Source organism: Streptomyces sp. NPDC054863, assembly GCF_053610825.1.
The window spans coordinates 1-20,261 of the sequence record NZ_JBSGZD010000130.1 but is presented as its reverse complement, the minus strand read 5'-3'; the positions used below and the strand labels follow the sequence as shown (position 1 = coordinate 20,261).

Below are 20,261 nucleotides of genomic sequence, written 5' to 3'. Positions count from 1 at the left end.
AGCGGTCGCTCAACCCACGGGCATACCTGTAGAGACAAAAAAATCCCGGTCTCAGGCGACTCCGGTTCTCACCGGGGTCCCGTCGATCCGGGCCAGGACGTCATCCGCACCGAAAGGTTGCAGATACGGGAGCCAGCGCGGATCCCGGTGCCCGGTCCCGATGATGCGCCAGGCAAGGCCGGACGGCGGGGCGGGCTGGTGGCGCAGCCGCCAGCCGAGCTCCAGGAGGTGCCGGTCTGCCTTGACGTGATTGCAGCGACGACAGGCCGCCACCACGTTCTCCCAGGCGTGCTGTCCGCCGCGACTGCGCGGAATGACGTGGTCGACGCTGGTTGCGACGCCACCGCAGTACATACAGCGCCCGCCGTCCCTGGCGAAGAGCGCACGGCGGGTGAGGGGAACGGGGCCCCGGTAGGGGACCCTTACGAACCGTTTCAGCCGGACCACGCTGGGAGCGGGGACGACCCGGGTCGCACTGTGCAGAAAGGCGCCGGACTCTTCCAGGCAGAGTGCCTTGTTTTCGAGGACGAGGACGAGCGCACGGCGGAGCGGTACGACGCCGAGGGGCTCGTACGACGCGTTGAGGACCAGGACATGCGGCACGGATGCCTCCTATTACGCCGGCGGCGCGTGGCTCGCGCCGGGACGATTCAGGACCAGTCTCCCCTCATGCCTGGTCGTGGCGCCACCACGTCCGGGTAACGGGCCGGGAGTGTTTTGCACCACAGCGCCGCCCCGGAGGAACCGGCCCGCCGTGGTGTCGCGGACCACAGCCCGGGCGGCGCGATGTCAACAGGCTCCTTCGCTTTGCCCCGTTAGTGTGGTGGGTCTGCCACATCCCATGGAGGTGCCCGAGGTGTCCTGGTCCGCGCGACTGGTCGCAGAACCGCCCGCCGATCCCGTCACGCTCGACGAGGCCGCAGAGAAGGCGGGCAACGCCGCGAGCTGGGTGGAGCAGAACTGGTCCACCTGGCTGAGCGTCGGCCTGCGCATCCTGCTGATCATCGTGATCGCCACCGTCCTGCGGTCGGTGATCCGGCGCACGATCACCAAGCTCATAGCGCACATGAACAGCAGCGCCCAGGCGGTGGAGGGCACCGCCCTCGGCGGCCTGCTGGTCAACGCGGAGCGCCGCCGCCAGCGCTCCGAGGCGATCGGCTCCGTGCTGCGTTCGGTGGCGTCGTTCCTGATCCTCGGCACCGCGGCACTGATGGTCCTCGGCGCGCTGAACATCAATCTGGCGCCACTGCTCGCGAGTGCCGGTGTGGCCGGTGTGGCGCTCGGTTTCGGTGCGCGCAACCTGGTCACCGACTTCCTGTCCGGCGTCTTCATGATCCTGGAGGACCAGTACGGCGTGGGCGACTCCATCGACGCGGGCGTCGCATCCGGCGAGGTCATCGAGGTCGGCCTGCGCGTCACCAAGCTGCGCGGCGACAACGGCGAGATCTGGTACGTCCGCAACGGCGAGGTCAAGCGGATCGGCAACCTCAGCCAGGGCTGGGCGACGGCGGGCGTCGACGTCCAGGTCCGCCCTTCGGAGGACCTGGAGAACGTCCGGGCCGTGCTGTCGGAGGTCGCGGAGGACATGGCGAAGGCCGAGCCGTGGAACGAGCGGCTCTGGGGCCCCATCGAGGTCCTCGGCCTGGACTCCGTACTGCTGGACTCGATGATCGTGCGGCTGTCCGCGAAGACCATGCCGGGCAAGGCGCTCGGTGTGGAGCGCGAGCTGCGCTGGCGGGTCAAGCACGCCTTCGACAAGGCCGGCATCCGGATCGTCGGCGGCCCCGTCCCGTTGATCGAGGCGGATCCCGCCGACCCGTCGGCCGGTGTCGCGGCCCCGTCCGCGATGGCCAACCCGCTGTCCCCGCAGGCGCTGGCGTCCAACCCGATCCCGCCCGCGGGGGCGGCTCCCGGATCCGGCCCGGCGGCCCCCGCGCCCAACCCGAACCTCAGCAAGCCGTAGCCGAAGAGGTGGGGTACAGGCGGCGGTACGCCCGGCTTCGTACCGCAAGAACCCTTTCCGTGCCCCCGCAGGCAGCCCCCGCAGGTAACGCTTTGGTTGCCTCGGGGGCGCCTCCCATTGACGCCCCTTTCCACCTGCGTTTACGTTCCTTCCACTGAATAGGAAACTTTCCTAACAACGTTGTTGGGGAGCGGGCAGCCGAGAGGCGGGTGACATCGTCATGGCCACAACGCCTGGCACACCGGGTACACCGAGCGTCCTGCGTGCAATGAACGACCGTGCCGCGCTGGACCTGTTGCTGGCGCACGGGCCCCTTTCCCGCACCCGGATCGGCAAGCTCACCGGGCTGTCCAAACCGACCGCGTCCCAGCTCCTGGCCCGCCTCGAAGCGGCCGGTCTCGTCGTGGCCACCGGCACCACGGAGGGCCGCCCCGGACCCAGCGCCCAGCTGTACGCGGTGAACGCGGGCGCCGCCCACGTCGCCGCCCTCGACGTCACCCCGGCCCGTATCCGCGCCGCGGTCGCCGACCTCACGGGCCGGACCGTCGGCAGCTTCGAGCTGCCCACCCCCGGACGCTCGTCGACGGGTGTCGTACGTCAGGTGACGCAGGCGGTCGACGGCGCCGCCAAGGACGCCGGTCTGGTACGGGGCGACCTGCACCGGGTCGTCATCGGCACGCCCGGCGCCTTCGACCCGAGCACGGGGCGGCTGCGGTACGCCTCGCACCTGCCGGGCTGGCACTCCCCCACGCTGCTCGACGAGCTGGCGGCGGTACTGCCGATGCCGGTGGTGTACGAGAACGACGTGAACCTGGCGGCGGTCGCCGAGCAGCGGCTCGGGGCGGCACGCGGCCACGAGAACTTCGTGCTGCTGTGGGCGGAGGAAGGCCTCGGCGCCGCCCTCGTCCTCGGTGGCCGGCTGCACCGCGGCCGGACCGGCGGCGCGGGCGAGGTGGGCTTCCTGCCGGTGCCCGGCGCCCCGCTGATGCGGCGGGTGGCGCAGGCCAACGGCGGCGGCTTCCAGGAGCTGGCGGGCGCGGTCGCCGTACCGCGGATCGCGAAACAGCTCGGTCACGAGACCCCGGAGCAGCCCGCCGTGGAGGTGGCCGCCGGGCTGTTGGCGAGAGCCGCCGCCGGAGAGGCCGAACTGGCCGGGCTGCTGCCGGAGTTCGCGCAGCGCCTGGCGACCGGGCTGGCCTCCGTGGTGGCCGTGCTCGACCCCGAGCTGATCGTGCTGTCCGGGGCGGTGACCGCCGCGGGCGGCGAGCCGCTGCGGGCCCTCGTACAGACGGAGCTGGCCGATCTGGCCGCGCCCCGTCCGCGTCTCGTGATCGGCGAGATCCAGCAGGACCCCGTGCTGAGAGGTGCACTGCAGAGCGCCCTGGAGGCCACCCGGGACGAAGTGTTCGACACCACGTCCCGCCAGGCCCCCACCCCGTAGCCCCACCCCCCGTAGCCCCCCCCGGTAGTCCCCGCCCCGCAGATCCGCCCCCTGTCCCTACGCCCCGTCCTGCCACTGGGAGTTCCGTCATGCGCAGAAACCGTCGTCTGTCCGCCGCCGCCCTCGCCGTCGCCGCGATGTCCGTCGCCGCCACCGCCTGTACCGGCTCCGCCGAGAACGCGGCGCAGGACGACCCGAAGGCCAACACCACGATCAACTTCTGGCACGGCTGGGCCACCCCTGACGAGGTCAAGGCGATCGAGGAGAACGTCGACCGTTTCGAGAAGGCCCACCCGAACATCAAGGTCAACGTCGTCGGCAACATCAACGACGACAAGCTCAACCAGGCGCTGCGCAGCGGTGGTTCCAAGGGACCGGACGTCGTGTCGTCGTTCACCACGTCGAACATCGGGAAGTTCTGCTCGTCGAACGCCTTCGCGGACCTGAAGCCGTTCATCGAGAAGTCGAAGCTGAATCTGGAGAAGACCTTCCCGAAGGTCATGCTCGACTACACGCAGTTCGAGGGAAAGCGCTGCGCTCTGCCGCTGCTCGCGGACGCGTACGGCCTGTACTACAACAAGGACGCCTTCGCGAAGGCCGGGATCGCCAAACCGCCGGTGACGATGTCCGAACTCGCCGCGACCGCGAAGAAGCTGACGAAGGCCAAGGGCGACGGCTTCGAGCAGCTGGGCTTCATGCCCGCCTACCACGGCTACGAGACGACCACCGAGCACTACCTCGGCTCCTGGGGCCCGGAGTACTTCGACAAGGACGGCAAGTCCAACGTCGCCAAGGACCCGGCCTTCGCGGACATGTTCACGACGCAGAAGAAGCTCGTGGACGACCTCGGCGGGATCCAGAAGCTGGAGAAGTTCCGCAACACCTTCGGTGACGAGTTCAGCGCGAAGCACCCGTTCCACACCGGCCAGGTCGCGATGCAGCTGGACGGCGAGTGGCGGCTCGGAATGGCGAAGAAGGCCAAGGTGCCGTTCGAGATCGGTGTGGCGCCGATGCCGGTACCGGACAACCAGCGGGCCGACTACGGCAAGGGCTTCCTGTCGGGCACGGTGATGGGCATCGCTCCGCAGAGCAAGAAGCAGAACGCCGCGTGGGAACTCATCAAGTTCATGACCACGGACACCAACACGGTCGTGGAGTTCTCCAACGCGATCCACAACGTGCCGTCGACCTTCGAGGCGCTGAAGTCCCCGAACCTGAAGAACGACCCGGAGTTCAAGACCTTCCTCGACATCGCCCAGCACGCGAAGTCCAACACCCCCTCCGGCGCGATCAACGGCGCCGCGTACCTGAACTCCATCCAGGAGTTCGGCTACCAGTACGAGAAGGGCAACGAGAAGGACCTGAAGGCAGGGCTGGAGAAGCTCGCCCAGCAGATCGACACCGACATCGCGAAGGCGAAGTAGTCCCGTCATGACCACGCACACGCTCCGTACGAAGCGCAGGAAGACTGCGCTGCGTACAGCGGCCTTCATGTCTCCCTGGCTGGTCGGCTTCGCGTTCTTCTTCGCGTACCCGCTCCTCTCCGTCGTGTACTTCTCGTTCACGAAGTACGACGGTTTCACCGCGCCGGTGTTCAACGGCTTCGACAACTGGAAGTACGTCTTCGAGAACTATCCGAACTTCTGGCCCGCGATGCGCAACACGCTGTGGCTGGTCGTCGTGATGGTGGCGTGCCGGGTCGTCTTCGGCCTCGGCATCGGCCTGCTGATCACCAAGATCAAGACGGGTACGGGAATCTTCCGCACCCTCTTCTACCTGCCCTACCTGGCTCCGCCGGTCGCCGCGACCATCGGTTTCGTCTTCCTGCTGAACCCGGGCACGGGGCCGGTCAACGAGATCCTGGGCAACCTCGGTCTGCCCACCCCCGACTGGTTCACCGATCCGGCCTTCTCGAAGCCGGCGCTCACCATCCTCGCGGTGTGGGGCATCGGCGACCTGATGGTCATCTTCATGGCGGCGCTCCTGGACGTACCGAAGGAGCAGTACGAGGCGGCGGAGCTGGACGGCGCGTCGGCCTGGCAGCGGTTCCGCTTCGTGACGCTGCCGAACATCTCGCCCATCGTGATGTTCGCGGTCGTCACGGGCGTCATCCAGGCGATGCAGTACTACACCCAGCCGTTCGTGGCGGGGAAGGTCGCCTCCGGCATCATCGGCAACTCGGGCCAGCAGTTCGAGCCCGGCTTCCCGGACAAGTCGACCCTGACCCTGCCGCAGCTCGTCTACAACCTCGGCTTCCAGCGCTTCGACTACGGCGCGGCCGCGGTCACCGCGCTCGTCCTGTTCGTCCTGGCGATGGCCTTCACGGCCCTGCTGATGCGACGTCGCGGCGGCCTCCTCCAGGCAGGTGAGTAACTCCCATGTCCCTCACGACACTTGAGCGATCGCTCAGTACGAACGACCCCGGTGCACCCACCCCCGCCCACCGCACCGCACGCCGCAAGGCCGCGCTGCACTGGATCGGCGTGCACTCCCTCGGGATAGCGGCGGCACTGTTCTTCGTACTGCCGTTCGTCTTCCTCTTCCTCACCTCTTTGATGAGCGACGCGCAGGCGCTCACCAGCGACCTGGTGCCGCACACCTGGGAGTGGGGCAACTACGTCAAGGTCTTCGAGACGCCGGGCTTCCTCAGCTGGTGGAAGAACAGCCTGATGTACGCGGGACTCGGCACGGTCCTCACCGTCGTCTCGTCGGTACCGGTGGCGTACGCGCTCGCCAAGTTCCGCTTCAGGGGCCGCAACCTGTCCCTGATGCTGGTCATCTCGATGATGATGCTGCCGCAGCAGGTCGTGATCATCCCGATGTACCTGTTCTGGTCGAAGCAGCTGGACCTCACCGGCACGCTGTGGCCGCTGATCATCCCGCTCGCTTTCGGCGACGCGTTCTCCATCTTCCTGCTGCGGCAGTTCCTGCTGACCATCCCCAACGAGTACCTGGACGCGGCGAAGGTGGACGGCTGCGGCGAGTTCCGCACGCTGATCCGCATCGTGCTGCCGATGGCCAAGCCCGGCGTCGCGGCGATCGCCCTGTTCCAGTTCTTCGCCCTGTGGAACGACTACTTCGGACCGCAGATCTACGCGTCGGAGAACCCGGCCGCGTGGACGCTGAGTTACGGGTTGGAGTCCTTCAAGGGCGCCCACCAGACCAACTGGAATCTGACCATGGCCGCGACCGTACTGGTCATGGCCCCCGTGATCCTCGTCTTCTTCTTCGCCCAGAAGGCGTTCGTCGAGGGTGTCACGCTGACCGGAGTGAAGGGCTAGGTCACGCACATGAAGCTCGCAGTAGTCGGTGGAGGATCCACCTACACACCCGAGTTGATCGACGGCTTCGCCCGGCTGCGGGACACCCTCCCGATCACCGAGCTGGTCCTGATCGACCCGGCGGCAGACCGTCTGGGCCTGGTCGGCGGCCTCGCCCGCCGCATCTTCGCCAAGCAGGGCCACCCGGGCACCGTCACCACCACGTCCGACCTGGACGCGGGCGTCGCCGGCGCCGACGCGGTGCTGCTGCAGCTCCGCGTGGGCGGCCAGGCGGCCCGCGGCAAGGACGAGACGTGGCCGCTGGAGTGCGGCTGCGTCGGCCAGGAGACGACGGGCGCGGGCGGTCTCGCCAAGGCGCTGCGCACGGTCCCGGTCGTCCTGGACATCGCCGAGCGCGTCCGCCGTGCGAACCCGGACGCGTGGATCATCGACTTCACCAACCCGGTCGGCATCGTCACCCGCGCCCTGCTGAACGCGGGCCACAGAGCGGTGGGGCTGTGCAACGTCGCGATCGGCTTCCAGCGGAAGTTCGCCGCGCTCCTCGACGTCACCCCGGCCGAGGTCCACCTCGACCACGTGGGTCTCAACCACCTCACCTGGGAGCTGGGCGTACGGCTGGGCGGCCCGGCCGGCGAGAACCTGCTGCCGAAGCTGATCGCCGAGCACGGCGACGCCATCGCCGCCGACCTGCAGATGCCGCGCGCCGTCGTGGACCGCCTCGGCGTCGTTCCCTCGTACTACCTGCGGTACTTCTACCAGCACGACGAGGTCGTGCGGGAGCTCGGCACCAAGCCGTCCAGGGCGGCCGAAGTGGCTGCCATGGAGAAGGAGTTGCTGGCCATGTACGGCGACCCGGCGCTCGACGAGAAGCCGGAGCTGCTCGCCAAGCGCGGCGGCGCCTTCTACTCGGAGGCGGCCGTGGACCTGGCGTCCGGGCTGCTCGGCTGCGGTGGTTCCCCTGTGCAGGTGGTCAACACCTACAACAACGGCACGCTGCCCTTCCTCCCCGACGACGCGGTCATCGAGACGCAGGCCCGCATCGACGCGTCCGGGGCGACGCCTCTTGAGGTGCCGGCGCTGGACCCGATGTACGCCGGTCTGGTCGCGAACGTCACGGCCTACGAGAACCTCGCTCTTGAGGCGGCTGTGCACGGCGGCCGTGAGCGGGTCTTCAAGGCGCTGCTCGCACACCCCCTGGTCGGGCAGTTCGAGTACGCCGAGGCGCTCACGGACAAGCTGATCGCGCACAACCGGGAGCACCTGGCGTGGGTGTGAGCACGACTTCCCGGGCCAGTGGCTCGGTACTGGCCATCGACGCGGGAAACAGCAAGACGGACGTCGCCGTCGTCAGCGCGGACGGCCGCGTCCTGGGCACCGGCAGGGGCGGCGGATTCCAGCCGCCCCTGGTGGGCGTGCAGGTGGCCGTCGACATCCTCGCGAACGCGGTCGCAGAGGCCATGGAGGAGGCGGGGGTCGGCGGTGTCGACCATGTGTCGGCATGCCTGGCCAACGCCGATCTGCCGGTCGAGGAGCGCGAGTTGGAGGCCGCGGTGCAGGCGCGCGGCTGGGGCCGGAGCACCGAGGTCCGCAACGACACCTTCGCGATCCTGCGGGCCGGCGTGGACGAGCCGCGCGGCGTCGCGGTGGTCTGCGGGGCGGGCATCAACTGCGTCGGCATGCTGCCCGACGGGCGCACCGCCCGCTTCCCGGCGATCGGCAAGATCTCCGGCGACTGGGGCGGCGGCGGGGGCCTCGCCGAGGAGGCCCTGTGGTGCGCCGCCCGTGCGGAGGACGGCCGCGGGGAACCGACGGAGCTGGCGCGCACGCTGCCCGCGCACTTCGGGCTGGCGTCGATGTACGCCCTCATAGAGGCGCTGCACCTGGGCCGCATCCCGGCGGTGCGTCAGCACGAGTGCGCGCCGCTGGTGTTCGCGGTCGCCGCGCGGGGGGACGCGGTGGCACGGTCCCTGGTGCACCGGCTGGCCGACGAGGTCGTCGCGATGTCGTCGGTGGCGCTGGGCCGGCTCGGCCTCCTGGAGGAGGAGGCGCCGGTACTGCTCGGCGGCAGTGTGCTGGCCGCCCGGCATCCGGAGCTGGGCGACCGGATCTCGGCCCGGCTGGCCGAGCGGGCGCCGAAGGCGGTCGTCCGGGTCGTCACGGCGGCACCCGTGCTCGGCGCCGCCCTGCTGGGCCTCGACCACGTCGCGGCACCGGCACAGGCACACCGGACGTTGCGGGCGCACTACGCGTAACACCCCTACAGGCATCGCGCACCACACGTCACGCCCGTACCTGGATCGCGCACCACGCGTCACGCCCGTACCTGGATCGCGCACCACGCGTCACGCCCGTACCTGGATCGCGCACCACGCGTCACGCCCGTACCTGGATCGCGCACCACGCGTCACATCCGTGCCTGGATCGCGCACCACGCGTCACTCCGGTACCCGTGTCGCACGCCGGCCGCCGCCCGTGCCGTACCCGAGCAATGGGGGACGACACGGGCGGCAGCCGGATCCCCATGGCCCCGGAACCGACGTCCGCATAGGATTCGCCACGAAGTGGCATGTCCCTGGCGCGAATTGGCAACGAACGGCCGCCCGGTCGATCACCGTCCCGGTCCCCGAACGGACCGGCGCACTGATCCTCCGCGGGCCCCGTACGGGAACCAAACGGATCTCTCCGACGTATTCATGGGGAGGGGAGCCCGCCGGAAGACGGGCCAGCCGTCCACGACCGAGGGGGAGGTCACGTGGCACACCCGCCGATGAGCGGCCCAGGGGGGACCGCGGTGGCGCCCGCGCCGACCGCGCCCGGGCCCGGCGTACCGGGGCCGCAGCAACCGCCGCCCGCGCGCACCAGCGCATGGGCCGAGGGCATGGACCGGCTGCGGGCCGGGGCGACGACCGAACCCGGACGGCTGCGGATCATCGGGGCCGTCATGGCCGCCCTGGTCATCGCGTTCGGGGCGGTGACCGCCTGGCAGGTCTCCGACCGGGCCGCGGCGGCCGACGACGTGGTGTCGCGCAGCCAGCCGCTGTCCGCCGACGCCGCGAGCATCTACCGTTCGCTGGCCGACGCCGACACCTCCGCCGCGAGTGGTTTCCTCGCGGGCGCGCAGGAGCCGCCCGCGGTGACGAAGAAGTACAACGACGACATCGCCGAGGCGTCCCGCCTGCTGGTCAAGGCAGCGGCGAACACATCGGGCGAGAGCGCGTCGGGGCAGCAGATCACCCGGCTCAACCAGCAGCTCCCCCGGTACACGGGCCTGATCGAGCGGGCCCGCGCCGGCAACCGGCAGGGCCTCCCCCTCGGCGGCGCCTACCTGCGGTACGCCAACGAGCAGATGACCACCCAGCTGCTGCCTGCCGCGAAGAAGCTGTACGACGAGGAGACCGACCGCCTCTACCGCGACTACGACGACGCGAGCGCCTGGCCGTATCTGGCACTGGGGCTCGGCGTGGTGGCGCTCGGCGGCCTCGGCTGGGCCCAGCGCCGCAACTACCGGCGGACGAACAGGGTGTTCAACCAGGGGCTGCTCACCGCGACCGTCGCCTCCGCCGCCGTCCTGCTGTGGCTCGCCGTCGGGCACACGGTCGCGTCCTCCGGACTCGACGACTCCAGGGCGAACGGCCAGGAGTCGCTCAAGGTCCTCAACGACGCCCGGATCAGCTCCCTCCAGGCCCGTGCCAACGAGAACCTCACCCTGGTCTCGCGGGGCGCGGTCAGCACGAAGGACAAGAAGGACAAGTACGACGTCGACTACACGACCGGGATGGCCGACCTCCAGCGGAAGCTGGCCAAGGCGCAGCAGCTCGCCGAGGACGACGGGGGCGCCGCCCCGGTCAAGCGTGCGGCTGCCGGCGTCAAGGAGTGGCAGATCCGGCACGCGGACGCGCGCAGGACCGACGACCAGGGCAACTACGACAGTGCGCTGGACAAGGTCATCGGCGAGAAGACCTCGACCGGTGAGTCGTTCGGCGAGGTCGACGAGGCGCTGGCGAAGGCCTTGGAGTGGGAGCAGCGCGAGTTCACCGAGGCCGCCGAGGGCGGCCGGAGCGCACTGTCGGGGCTGGCGGTCGGCGCGGCGGTGCTGGCCGTGCTCGCCGCGGCGGCAGCGGTGCTGGGCATCGGCCGCAGGCTTTCGGAGTTCAGGTGATGAGCGCGCGCGACGCGCAGGAGGCGCGGGACCAGGTGGCCGGAGGGAGTGCGATGCGGCGGACCGGATCGGCAGGGGCCCGGGCGGACAGGACCGGAAGGGCGCGCACCCTGCGGGGCGGCTGGCGGCTGGGTCTCGTCGCACTGGCCTCGGCCTGTGTGCTGACGGCGGGCGTGGCCGTGCTGCCGCTGCCCGACGCCGCGGGCGGCGGCCCGGACACGGTGTCCTCGCCCGGCAGCGGTACGGTCGCCGCGCTGCCCGCGAAGGCCGACGAGTGCGAGAACCCGGAGGCGAGCCTGCGTCCGTCGCCGCTGGACGGGCCCGCGATCAAGCGGATCAAGTCCAGGACCGGTGACACCGCGGGCAAGCTGGTCGCGGGCATCGACCAGAACAGCTACCGCTGGGGCTACCGCAACCCGGCCAGCGGTCAGCTCGAAGGCTTCGACATCGACATCGTGAAGGCGATCGCGACGGAGCTGTTCGGCAGCCCCGACAAGGTCATCTACCGTGCGATACCGACCAGTCAGCGCATCCCCGCGCTGCAGGACAACAAGGTCGACATCGTGGTGCGGACGATGACGGTCAACTGCGACCGGATCAAGGACGTGGCGTTCTCCCACGCCTACTTCCAGGCGGGACAGCAGGTCCTGGCCCCGAAGGGGCCCGGGATCACCGGGTACGACGACTCGCTGAAGGGCAAGCGGGTCTGCACGGCGGCGGGCTCCACCGCGTACGACGCGATGAAGAAGGAGTCGCACGGCGCGCTGTTCGACGACCCGAAGTACATCGTGCCCAACCAGCTGGACTGCCTGGTGCGGCTCCAGTTGGGCGAGGCCGACGCCATCGTCACGGACAACGCGCTGGCCGCCAGCCAGGCGGCGCAGGACCCGGCGATCGAGGTGAAGGGCACCCCGTTCACCACCGAGTACTACGGCGTCGCGACGAACAAGGACGACGTCGACCTGGTGCGCCGGATCAACAAGGTTCTCGCCGAGTACAGCAAGGCCCGCTGGGCGAAGTCGTACGAGGACTGGCTCGAAGCGGGCCTGGGCAGGAGCACAGGACCGCCGGCCCCGAAGTTCAAGGACTGACCGGCCCACCGGAGCAGCACCGGGCCGGTCGGGTCGGCACCGGGCCGTACCGGACCCGCAGCAACAACCCATGGCGCAACAGCAGTTGACGGCAGAAGCGGAGAGGTGATCGATGGGCGTCGCGGGATCCTCCCCCGGCTCCGCGGGGAGTCCCCCGGGCCCGGTCCTGGACCGGGACCAGGTGGACCGCGCGCTGGCCAGGCTCGGCGCCGAGCACGAGGCGATCGAGACGTCGCTGCTCGCCCTCCAGGACCACGCGGGCCGGCGCCTCCTCGAAGGGGCCGACCTGACCGGGGTCACCAAGGACCGGTGGGCGTCCGCCGAGCAGTCGATCACGCTGCTGTGGACGTACTTCGACGCGTACACCGCCGCCCTCCGGAGCGCCCGTGAGGTACGGGCGCGTCGGCGCTGGCCCAGCCGGGAGGACCTGGCCGAGCTGACCGACGCCCTCCGGGGGCAGGGCATCACGGTGTCCGGCGGTGCGCACGCGCACGGGGCCCCGTCCTCGATCACCGGTCCCGCGAAGCTCTCCGAGCACTTCTCGCTCGCCGAGCTGGTCAGCAGGATGAACGAGCTGTACGCGTCCTCCCTCGACATGGTCGTCACGGCCGACGCGGTGTGGTCGGCGCTGCCCGCCCGGATAGACCTCCTGGCGGCGGAGCTGCACCGCACCCGCTCGCTGGCGCACTCCGTCGGCGTGCGGCCCGGCGAGCATCCGGCGGGCGACGACCTGGAGTCCATCACGCAGGAGCTGGCGACGCTGCGCGTCCAGGTGGTGTCCGACCCGCTGGCCTTCTGGCGTCCCGCGCCGGGGAGTTCGGCGCCCGGCGGCGGACGGCCCGACACCGACCGCTACGACCGGGCGGCCCGCGCGCTGGAGGACGTACGGCGGGAGATCGACGCGGTGCTGACCGTGCGGCAGGACGCCGAGCAGCGGCTGCTGAGGCTGCGCGACGTGCTCTCGCGGGCGGACCGCACCCTCGCCGAGGCCAGGTCGGCGCGCGGCGAGGTCCTCGCGAAGATCGCGGCGTCCGAGGTGCCCGCGGTGAGCGGTCCGCCCACCGCGCTCCAGGAGCTGCTCGCCACGGCAGGCGACTACCGCAGGCGCGCCCAGTGGCACCGGCTGTCCCCGCTGCTCGACTCTCTCGAACGGGACGCCGAGGACGAACTGCTGCGGGCCCGCGAGTCGTTGACCGCGGTCACCGCACCGCTGGCCGTCCGCGCCGAGCTGCGCGGCAGGCTGGACGCGTACAAGGCGAAGGTCGCCCGGCACGGCCTGGCGGAGGACCCGCAGCTCATCGAGCGGTACGACGCGGCCCGCCGGATGCTGTGGAGCGCGCCCTGCGACCTGCGCGTGGCCGAGCAGGCGGTGCTGCGCTACCAGCAGACCGCCAGGGAAATACTGGCGCCCAACGACCGCACCAACGGGGGTAATCCATGAGCACGGCCTGTCAGCGCCCCGGTTGCGGGGGCACGTACGAGGACATGGGCGGCGGCGAGATGTACTGCGACACCTGCGGGCTCGCGCCCGTGGTGTCGCCGACCGGCATGATCGCCGCGACCGCCACCGGTGTCACGGGTGGTGGCAAGGCGTCCTCAAGAGGGTCCCGCGACTCCCGCAGCGGCTCCGTGCAGAGCAGTTCGCGCGCGTCCTCGCAGTCCTCCCGGTCCTCGCGCTCGGCGACGTCCCGCCGCTCGGTGTCCGGGCGCCTGTCGCGTGCGCTGTCCGGTGCGACGGCGTCCCGTTCGGTGTCGGTGCGGTCCTCGGGCAAGTCGACCGCCGCCTCGGGCCGCAGCCGGCTGGGCGCGGGCCTGGTCACCGTTCCCGAGGTGCCGCGCCCCGATCCGCGCACCGCGATCATGGCGAATCCGGAGGTCCCGGAGCGCAAACGGTTCTGCTCCCGCTCCGAGTGCGGCGCCCCGGTGGGCCGTTCGCGCGGCACCAAGACCGGCCGCACCGAGGGCTTCTGCACCAAGTGCGGCAATCCGTACTCCTTCGTGCCCAAGCTGGGCACGGGCGACGTCGTGCACGGCCAGTACGAGGTCGTGGGCTGTCTGGCGCACGGCGGTCTCGGCTGGGTGTACCTCGCCGTGGACAAGGCGGTCTCCGACCGCTGGGTGGTTCTCAAGGGCCTCCTGGACACCGGTGACCAGGACGCGATGGCCGCCGCGATCTCCGAGCGCCGCTTCCTCGCCGAGATCGAGCACTCCAACATCGTGCGGATCTACAACTTCGTGGAGCACCTGGACACCCGCACCGGCTCCATGGACGGCTACATCGTCATGGAGTACGTGGGCGGCAAGTCCCTCAAGGAGATCGCCAACGAGCGCCGCGACACCGGCGGCAAGCGTGATCCGCTGCCGGTCGAGCAGGCCTGCGCGTACGGCATCGAAGCCCTGGAGGCCCTCGGCCACCTGCACAGCAGGAACCTCCTGTACTGCGACTTCAAGGTCGACAACGCGATCCAGCAGCAGGACCAGCTGAAGCTGATCGACATGGGCGCGGTCCGCCGCATGGACGACGACGAGTCGGCGATCTACGGCACGGTCGGCTACCAGGCCCCCGAGGTCGCCGACGTCGGCCCCTCGGTCGCCTCCGACCTGTACACGGTGGCGCGCACACTGGCCGTCCTCACCTTCGACTTCCAGGGCTACACGAATGTCTTCGTGGACTCCCTCCCGGACCCGGACAACATTCCGGTCTTCCACCAGTACGAGTCCTTCTACCGGCTTCTCGTACGGGCGACGGATCCGGACCCGGCCCGCCGGTTCGCTTCCGCCTCGGAGATGGCGGATCAGCTGACGGGGGTGCTGCGGGAGGTCGTGGCGCTCCAGACGGGGCGGCCCCGGCCGTCGCTCTCGACGCTGTTCGGCCCGGAGCTGCGGGTCACGGACACCGGGCTCTTCGCCGAACTCACCGGTTCCGTGTCGCAGTTGGGGCTGCGGTCGCTGCCCGTGCCGCGTCGTGCGCGGCGCGGCGGAAAGAAGCCGGAGGGACAGCTTCCGCCGCAGGGCCAGAACTCTGCGCAGGCCCAGATCCCGGCACAGGGCCAGAACCCGGCACAGGCGGCGCAGGCCCAGATCCCCGCCCAGGCCCAGGCCCACGCCCCGCTGCCGGCCGGGCAGCAGCCCGCCGCCGCCCTGAGCGGCACCCCCACCCACCAGCAGCCCGCCGCAGCCGCAGCCGTCGCGTACGCCCCGACCCAGGGCGCGCTGCAGATGCCCCCGGTGCCGGGTGCTCCGCCCGCTCCCCCGGGCGCACCGCCGGCCGCGGCCCCCGCCGTCCCGGCCGCCGCGTCCGTGGCACCGGAGCACGCCGAGCCGTACCTCCTGCCCCTGCCGCCCTCGACCACCGCGCTGGCGCTGCCGGTGCCCCGGGTCGACCCGAACGACCCGAACGCCGGGTTCCTCGCGGGTTTGATGGCCTCGGCCCCCGCCGAGCTGATCACGGCGCTCCAGCAGGCGCCGGGCGACTCGGTGGAGCGGCGGCTGCGCGAGCTGCGGGCCCGGCTGGAGATGGGCGAACTGCCCACCGCCGCCGAGACGCTGCGGGAGCTGGAGGCCGCGTATCCGGACGACTGGCGGGTGGTCTGGTACCGCGGCATCGCGGCCCTGACCTCCGGGGACAACGAGACGGCCGCGCTGTCCTTCGACGCGATCTACGACGCCTTCCCCGGCGAGGCCGCGCCCAAGCTGGCCCTCGCGGTGTGCGCGGAGGTGCTCGGCCAGCTCGACAACGCGGCCGAGTACTACCGCCTGGTGTGGACCACGGACCCCAGCTATGTGAGCGCCGCGTTCGGTCTCGCCCGTGTACAGCTCGCGGCCGGCGCCAGGCCCGCGGCCGTGCGGACACTGGAGTCGGTGCCCGAGGCGTCTATCCACTACACGGCGGCGCGCGTGGCGGCCGTACGGGCGAGGCTGCGGCGGCGCGCCGCGCAGGAGCCCTTGATCGACGATCTTCTGGCGTCCGCGGCGCAGGTGGAGGCCCTCCAGGGCTTCGGTCTGGACGCCGTGCGCCGTGAGCAGTTGGCCACCGAGGTGCTGGGTACCGCACTGGACTGGGTACTCTCCGGTGGGCACGGGGCCCGCCCCGTGCAGACCGCGCTGCTCGGCAGCCAGCTCGACGAGCGAGGCCTGCGCTTCGGCCTGGAACGCTCGTACCGGGTGCTCGCACGGCTCGCGCAGCGCGGCGACGAGAGGATCGACCTGGTGGAGCGGGCCAACCGCCTCCGCCCCCGGACTTGGGTGTGATGATGTCGCAGACGCACCAGCTGTCGGCCTGCCCCGGCTGCGAGGAGCCGCTGGAAACGGGCGACTCGTTCTGTGAGGTGTGCGGGTACGACCTGACGGCCGTGCCGCAGCCACCGGACGACCGTCCGACCGTGGCCATCGGGACGCATGCGCCCGGTACGGAACCGGCCGTGCAGCCGGTCAACGGCCACGGGGGCGGCGCCGACGAGCGGCCCGCCCACCCCCCGACGGCCGACATGTCCGCGCCCGACTTCGGCGAGGGCGACAGCGGCGAGGACACCGCGGACCTGCCGGTCGTCCAGCGGCCCACCGTCGCCGACTACCCCCTCGCCGCCCCCGCCGCCTCGGAGGCCGAGGCGCAGGCGGGCGCGCAGGAAGGTGCCGGGGCGGGTGGTCAGGCAGGTGCTGAGGCCGGTGCCGCGAAGATGTGCGTCGCCTGCCGGGCCGGCCGTATCGACACCGACGGCTACTGCGAGAACTGCGGCCACGCCCAGCCCCGCGAGCGCGACCACCAGGAGCGGGAGCTGGCGTCCGTCGCCGCGGTGAGCGACCGCGGTCTGCGCCACCACCGCAACGAGGACGCGTTCGCGATCTCCGAGGCGGTCCTGCCCGACGGTTCGACGGCGACGATCGCCGTGGTCTGCGACGGGGTGTCGTCCGCGACCCGCCCCGACGAGGCGTCCGCCGCCGCCGCTGCCACCGCGAACACCCTGCTCCTGGAGTCGCTGCCGCGCGGCACCCACCCGCAGCAGGCCCTGCACGAGGCGATCCTGGCCGCCGCCGAGGCCGTCAACGTGCTCGCCGCGCAGCAGGCGCAGCCGATGGAGCACGATCCGCACCGCCACCAGAACGCCCCGGCGTGCACGCTGGTCTCCTCGATCGTCGCGGGCGGCCTGCTGGTCGTCGGCTGGATCGGTGACAGCCGCGTCTACTGGGTGCCGGACGACCGGTCGGCGCCGCCCGCCCGGCTCACCGAGGACGACTCGTGGGCCGCGCAGATGGTCGCCGCGGGCCTGATGGGCGAGGCCGAGGCGTACGCCGACGACCGCGCGCACGCGATCACCGGGTGGCTGGGCGCCGACGCGTACGAGATCGACCCGCACACCGCCTCGTTCAAGCCGGACCGGCCGGGAGTGGTCGTCGTCTGCACGGACGGGCTGTGGAACTACGCGGAGGCGGCGCAGGAAATGGCACACGTCATTCCGGCGGACGCGGCGCAGCGCCCGCTGCACAGTGCCCAGGTTCTGGTGGGGCACGCGCTCGACGGCGGGGGCCACGACAACGTAACAGTGGCGGTGCTGCCGTTCCCGATGCTGCCGCAAGGGGCAGGATCCGCCTAGGGCGGCCCGGCCACAGGGGCGGTGCCGTCCCTGTGGCAACGGCACCGCTCAGTTCCCTCGTACGTTCCGCTTCTTCGTCCCCGTCCCCTCGCGGGACCTGGTTTCGCAAGATTCGCTAGGAGCCGATCCGATGGCCAATTTCTCCAAGTCCAACGTGCCGCAGTTCTCCGTCGACGTGTACCAGAACGAGTTCCTCCCGGAGGGCGGCCGGGAGGTCAACGCGATCGTCACGGTGACCTCGACCGGCGGCGGCACCAGCGGCGGCTCGCCGCTGGCGGGCGCGTCCGCCTCGCCCTCGTACATACCCGGCCAGGACCCGACGGCCGCCGTGGTGATCATGGTGGACTGCTCGGGTTCGATGGACTACCCGCCGACGAAGATGCGCGGCGCCCGGGACGCGACGGCCGCGGCGATCGACGCGCTGCGCGACGGGACGGCCTTCGCGGTGGTCGGCGGCACCCACCTGGCCAAGGAGGTCTACCCCGGCCAGGGCAGGCTGGCCGTGGCCGACGCCTCCACCCGTGCCCAGGCCAAGGGTGCGCTGAGGTCGCTGACCGCGGGCGGCGGCACCGCGATCGGCACCTGGCTGCGCCTCGCCGACCGGCTCCTGGCCTCCTCCGAGGCCCCGATCCGGCACGGCATCCTGCTGACCGACGGCCGCAACGAGCACGAGCAGCCGAAGGACCTGGCCGCCACCCTGGAAGCCGTCGCGGGCCGCTTCACCTGTGACGCCCGCGGTGTGGGCACGGACTGGGAAGTGAAAGAGGTCACGGGCATCGCGTCCGCCCTCCTCGGCACCGCGGACATCGTCGCGGACCCGGCGGAGCTGACCGCGGACTTCACGCAGATGATGGAGAACGCGATGGGCAAGGAGGTCGCGGATGTGAATCTTCGCCTGTGGACGCCCGTCGGGGTCGAGATCAGGTTCGTGAAGCAGGTCGCTCCCACGGTCGAGGAGCTGACCTCACGGCGTACGGAGGCGGGCCCCCGCGCGGGCGACTACCCGACCGGTTCCTGGGGCGACGAGTCCCGCGACTACCACGTGTGCGTGGCGGTGCCGGAGGCCGGTGTGGGCCAGGAAATGCTGGCCGCCCGGGTTTCGCTGATCCTCCCCGACGCCGCGGGCGGCACTCCGCAGACCCTTTCCCAGGGGCTGGTCAGGGCGGTCTGGACGGACGACATGGCGGCCTCCACCTCGATCAACCCGCAGGTCGCCCACTACACGGGCCAGGCAGAACTTGCACAAGCAATCCAACAGGGCCTGGATGCGCGGAAGTCGGGCGATTTCGACGGCGCGACGTCCAAACTGGGACGGGCCGTGCAGCTCGCGGCGGCGTCGGGGAACGCGGATACTGCGAAACTGCTTGCGAAGGTGGTGGACGTCGTCGACGAGGCGACGGGTACTGTGCGGCTGAAGGCGAAGGTCGCGGAAGCGGACGAGATGACTCTCGAAACGCGCTCCACGAAGACCGTCCGAGTAAAGAAGTAAGCGCAGTACAACTATTTTCGACCAAGAGCTGTCTAGAGCTTTCTAGTGGCTGACCAAAGCTGTGTACGGCCTGCGGGCCGGACGAGGAGAGGGGGAAGCGCCGACATGCCGACCTGCCCGAACGGACACCAGTCGGGTTCCGACGACTGGTGCGAGGTCTGCGGCCATCGCATGACCGGCGCCGTGCCGCCGCCCCCGCCGCCACCGCCCGCGTACGGATACCCGCAGCCCGACCAGGGCCAGGGGTACGGAGGCGGCCCCGACGCTACGGCGCAGGCCGAACTGTGCCCGCAGTGCCGCACGCCGCGCGAGGCGATGGCGCCGTACTGCGAGGAGTGCCGGTGGAACTTCCTCACCCACCAGGCCACCTCGTACGCACCGCCCGCCCCGCCGCAGCAGCACATGCAGCAGGGGCCGGGGCAGGGTTACGGAGCGCAGGCGCACGACCCGTACGAGTACCAGGGTTCGCGGCCCTCGCAGCTGAACCGGCCGGCCGAGCCCTTCCAGCAGCAGGGCCCGCAGGGCGGCTACCAGCAGGAGTACCAGCAGCAGCCGCAGCACACCGGCGGCGGCGAGGACGACTGGATGCTGCCGCCCCCCTCGCAGCAGCAGGGCGACCCCGGCGGCTACCCGCAGCAGGGTCAGCACCAGCAGCAGGGTCACCAGCAGGGACCGGGCGGCTACCAGCAGGAGTACCAGCCGCAGGGCGGTCCTCAGGCGGGCGGCGGGCACTGGTCGGCGACGGTCGCGCCCGACCGTGAGTACTTCATGGCGATGATGCAGCGCAGCGGCCCGGAGGCGGGCGGTCTCAACCTGCCCGCGTACTCGCCGGAGCAGCAGCTTCCGCTCCAGGGCAACCAGATCACCATCGGCCGCCGCCGGCACTCCACCGGCGAGTCCCCCGACGTCGACCTGGCCGTCCCGCCGGAGGACCCGGGCGTCTCGCACCAGCACGCGGTGCTGGTGCAGCAGCCGGACGGTTCCTGGGCGGTCGTCGACCAGAACTCGACGAACGGCACGACGATCAACGGCGGCGAAGACCCGATCCAGCCGTACGTCCCGGTCCCCCTCCAGGACGGCGACCGCGTCCACGTGGGCGCCTGGACCACCATCACCATCCACCGCGGCTGACACCACCGCCACGGCATCACGGCCGGCACGCCGCTGCGGCACTGCAGCCTGCACACCGCTGCGGCACTGCAATCGGCACATTGCTACGGCACTGCGGCGCCGCGCCCCTCGGGGT

Annotated in this window: 16 protein-coding genes; 14 read left to right on the top strand and 2 right to left on the bottom strand. The window is 71.1% G+C overall.

Translation table 11 applies throughout. From position 1 onward, the window contains the following. Nucleotides 1–51 precede the first annotated feature (51 nt). Entirely contained in the window at nt 52–603 is a 552-nt protein-coding gene (locus ACWGIG_RS22485) for an HNH endonuclease (protein WP_453323422.1), read from the bottom strand. A gap of 238 nt (nt 604–841) precedes the next feature. On the opposite strand from ACWGIG_RS22485, the gene ACWGIG_RS22480 reads away from it, so the two are divergent. From ACWGIG_RS22480 to ACWGIG_RS22435, 10 genes are all read left to right on the top strand, one after another. Continuing rightward, nucleotides 842–1,963 carry a mechanosensitive ion channel domain-containing protein gene (locus ACWGIG_RS22480; protein ID WP_453323421.1) on the top strand — a complete coding sequence of 374 codons (1,122 nt, stop codon included), beginning with the start codon at nt 842–844 and terminating at the stop codon, nt 1,961–1,963. Nucleotides 1,964–2,183: 220 nt separating this feature from the next. Then, nucleotides 2,184–3,404, top strand: a complete 1,221-nt coding sequence (locus tag ACWGIG_RS22475; protein WP_453323420.1) for an ROK family transcriptional regulator — start codon at nt 2,184–2,186, stop codon at nt 3,402–3,404. An 89-nt stretch (nt 3,405–3,493) separates the two neighbouring features. Next, entirely contained in the window at nt 3,494–4,828 is a 1,335-nt protein-coding gene (locus ACWGIG_RS22470) for an ABC transporter substrate-binding protein (protein ID WP_453323419.1), read from the top strand. A gap of 7 nt (nt 4,829–4,835) precedes the next feature. After that, nucleotides 4,836–5,777, top strand: a complete 942-nt coding sequence (locus ACWGIG_RS22465) for a carbohydrate ABC transporter permease (RefSeq protein WP_453323418.1) — start codon at nt 4,836–4,838, stop codon at nt 5,775–5,777. A gap of 5 nt (nt 5,778–5,782) precedes the next feature. Continuing rightward, the gene (locus ACWGIG_RS22460) at nt 5,783–6,685 is read left to right on the top strand and encodes a carbohydrate ABC transporter permease (protein ID WP_453323417.1); all 903 of its coding nucleotides are present in this window, start codon (nt 5,783–5,785) and stop codon (nt 6,683–6,685) included. A 9-nt stretch (nt 6,686–6,694) separates the two neighbouring features. Then, nucleotides 6,695–7,960, top strand: coding sequence for a 6-phospho-beta-glucosidase (locus ACWGIG_RS22455; protein WP_453323416.1), 1,266 nt, complete (start codon nt 6,695–6,697; stop codon nt 7,958–7,960). Further along, nucleotides 7,951–8,937 (top strand): N-acetylglucosamine kinase, encoded by a 987-nt coding sequence (locus ACWGIG_RS22450; protein WP_453323415.1) that lies wholly within the window; start codon nt 7,951–7,953, stop codon nt 8,935–8,937. Before ACWGIG_RS22455 ends, ACWGIG_RS22450 begins: the two co-directional genes overlap by 10 nt. Before the next feature lie 500 nt (nt 8,938–9,437). Continuing rightward, nucleotides 9,438–10,844 carry a hypothetical protein gene (locus ACWGIG_RS22445; RefSeq protein ID WP_453323414.1) on the top strand — a complete coding sequence of 469 codons (1,407 nt, stop codon included), beginning with the start codon at nt 9,438–9,440 and terminating at the stop codon, nt 10,842–10,844. A gap of 53 nt (nt 10,845–10,897) precedes the next feature. After that, nucleotides 10,898–11,935 (top strand): glutamate ABC transporter substrate-binding protein, encoded by a 1,038-nt coding sequence (locus tag ACWGIG_RS22440; protein ID WP_453323423.1) that lies wholly within the window; start codon nt 10,898–10,900, stop codon nt 11,933–11,935. Between the two features lie 112 nt (nt 11,936–12,047). Continuing rightward, nucleotides 12,048–13,376, top strand: coding sequence for a hypothetical protein (locus tag ACWGIG_RS22435; RefSeq protein WP_453323413.1), 1,329 nt, complete (start codon nt 12,048–12,050; stop codon nt 13,374–13,376). A gap of 10 nt (nt 13,377–13,386) precedes the next feature. On the opposite strand, the gene ACWGIG_RS22430 is transcribed toward ACWGIG_RS22435, so the two are convergent. Further along, complete coding sequence (locus ACWGIG_RS22430) at nt 13,387–13,707, bottom strand: hypothetical protein (protein ID WP_453323412.1); 321 nt, start codon at nt 13,705–13,707, stop codon at nt 13,387–13,389. On the opposite strand from ACWGIG_RS22430, the gene ACWGIG_RS22425 reads away from it, so the two are divergent. The 4 genes from ACWGIG_RS22425 to ACWGIG_RS22410 all read left to right on the top strand — a co-directional run bounded on the left by ACWGIG_RS22425 (nt 13,685) and on the right by ACWGIG_RS22410 (nt 20,146). Next, on the top strand, nt 13,685–16,186 hold the full coding sequence (locus ACWGIG_RS22425) for a tetratricopeptide repeat protein (protein ID WP_453323411.1): 2,502 nt from the start codon (nt 13,685–13,687) through the stop codon (nt 16,184–16,186). The two genes, ACWGIG_RS22430 and ACWGIG_RS22425, sit on opposite strands and share 23 nt — an antisense overlap. A gap of 2 nt (nt 16,187–16,188) precedes the next feature. Continuing rightward, nucleotides 16,189–17,526, top strand: coding sequence for a PP2C family protein-serine/threonine phosphatase (locus ACWGIG_RS22420; protein ID WP_453323410.1), 1,338 nt, complete (start codon nt 16,189–16,191; stop codon nt 17,524–17,526). A gap of 130 nt (nt 17,527–17,656) precedes the next feature. Further along, nucleotides 17,657–19,015, top strand: coding sequence for a vWA domain-containing protein (locus ACWGIG_RS22415; protein WP_453323409.1), 1,359 nt, complete (start codon nt 17,657–17,659; stop codon nt 19,013–19,015). Between the two features lie 105 nt (nt 19,016–19,120). After that, nucleotides 19,121–20,146, top strand: coding sequence for an FHA domain-containing protein (locus tag ACWGIG_RS22410; RefSeq protein ID WP_453323408.1), 1,026 nt, complete (start codon nt 19,121–19,123; stop codon nt 20,144–20,146). Nucleotides 20,147–20,261: the final 115 nt, after the last annotated feature.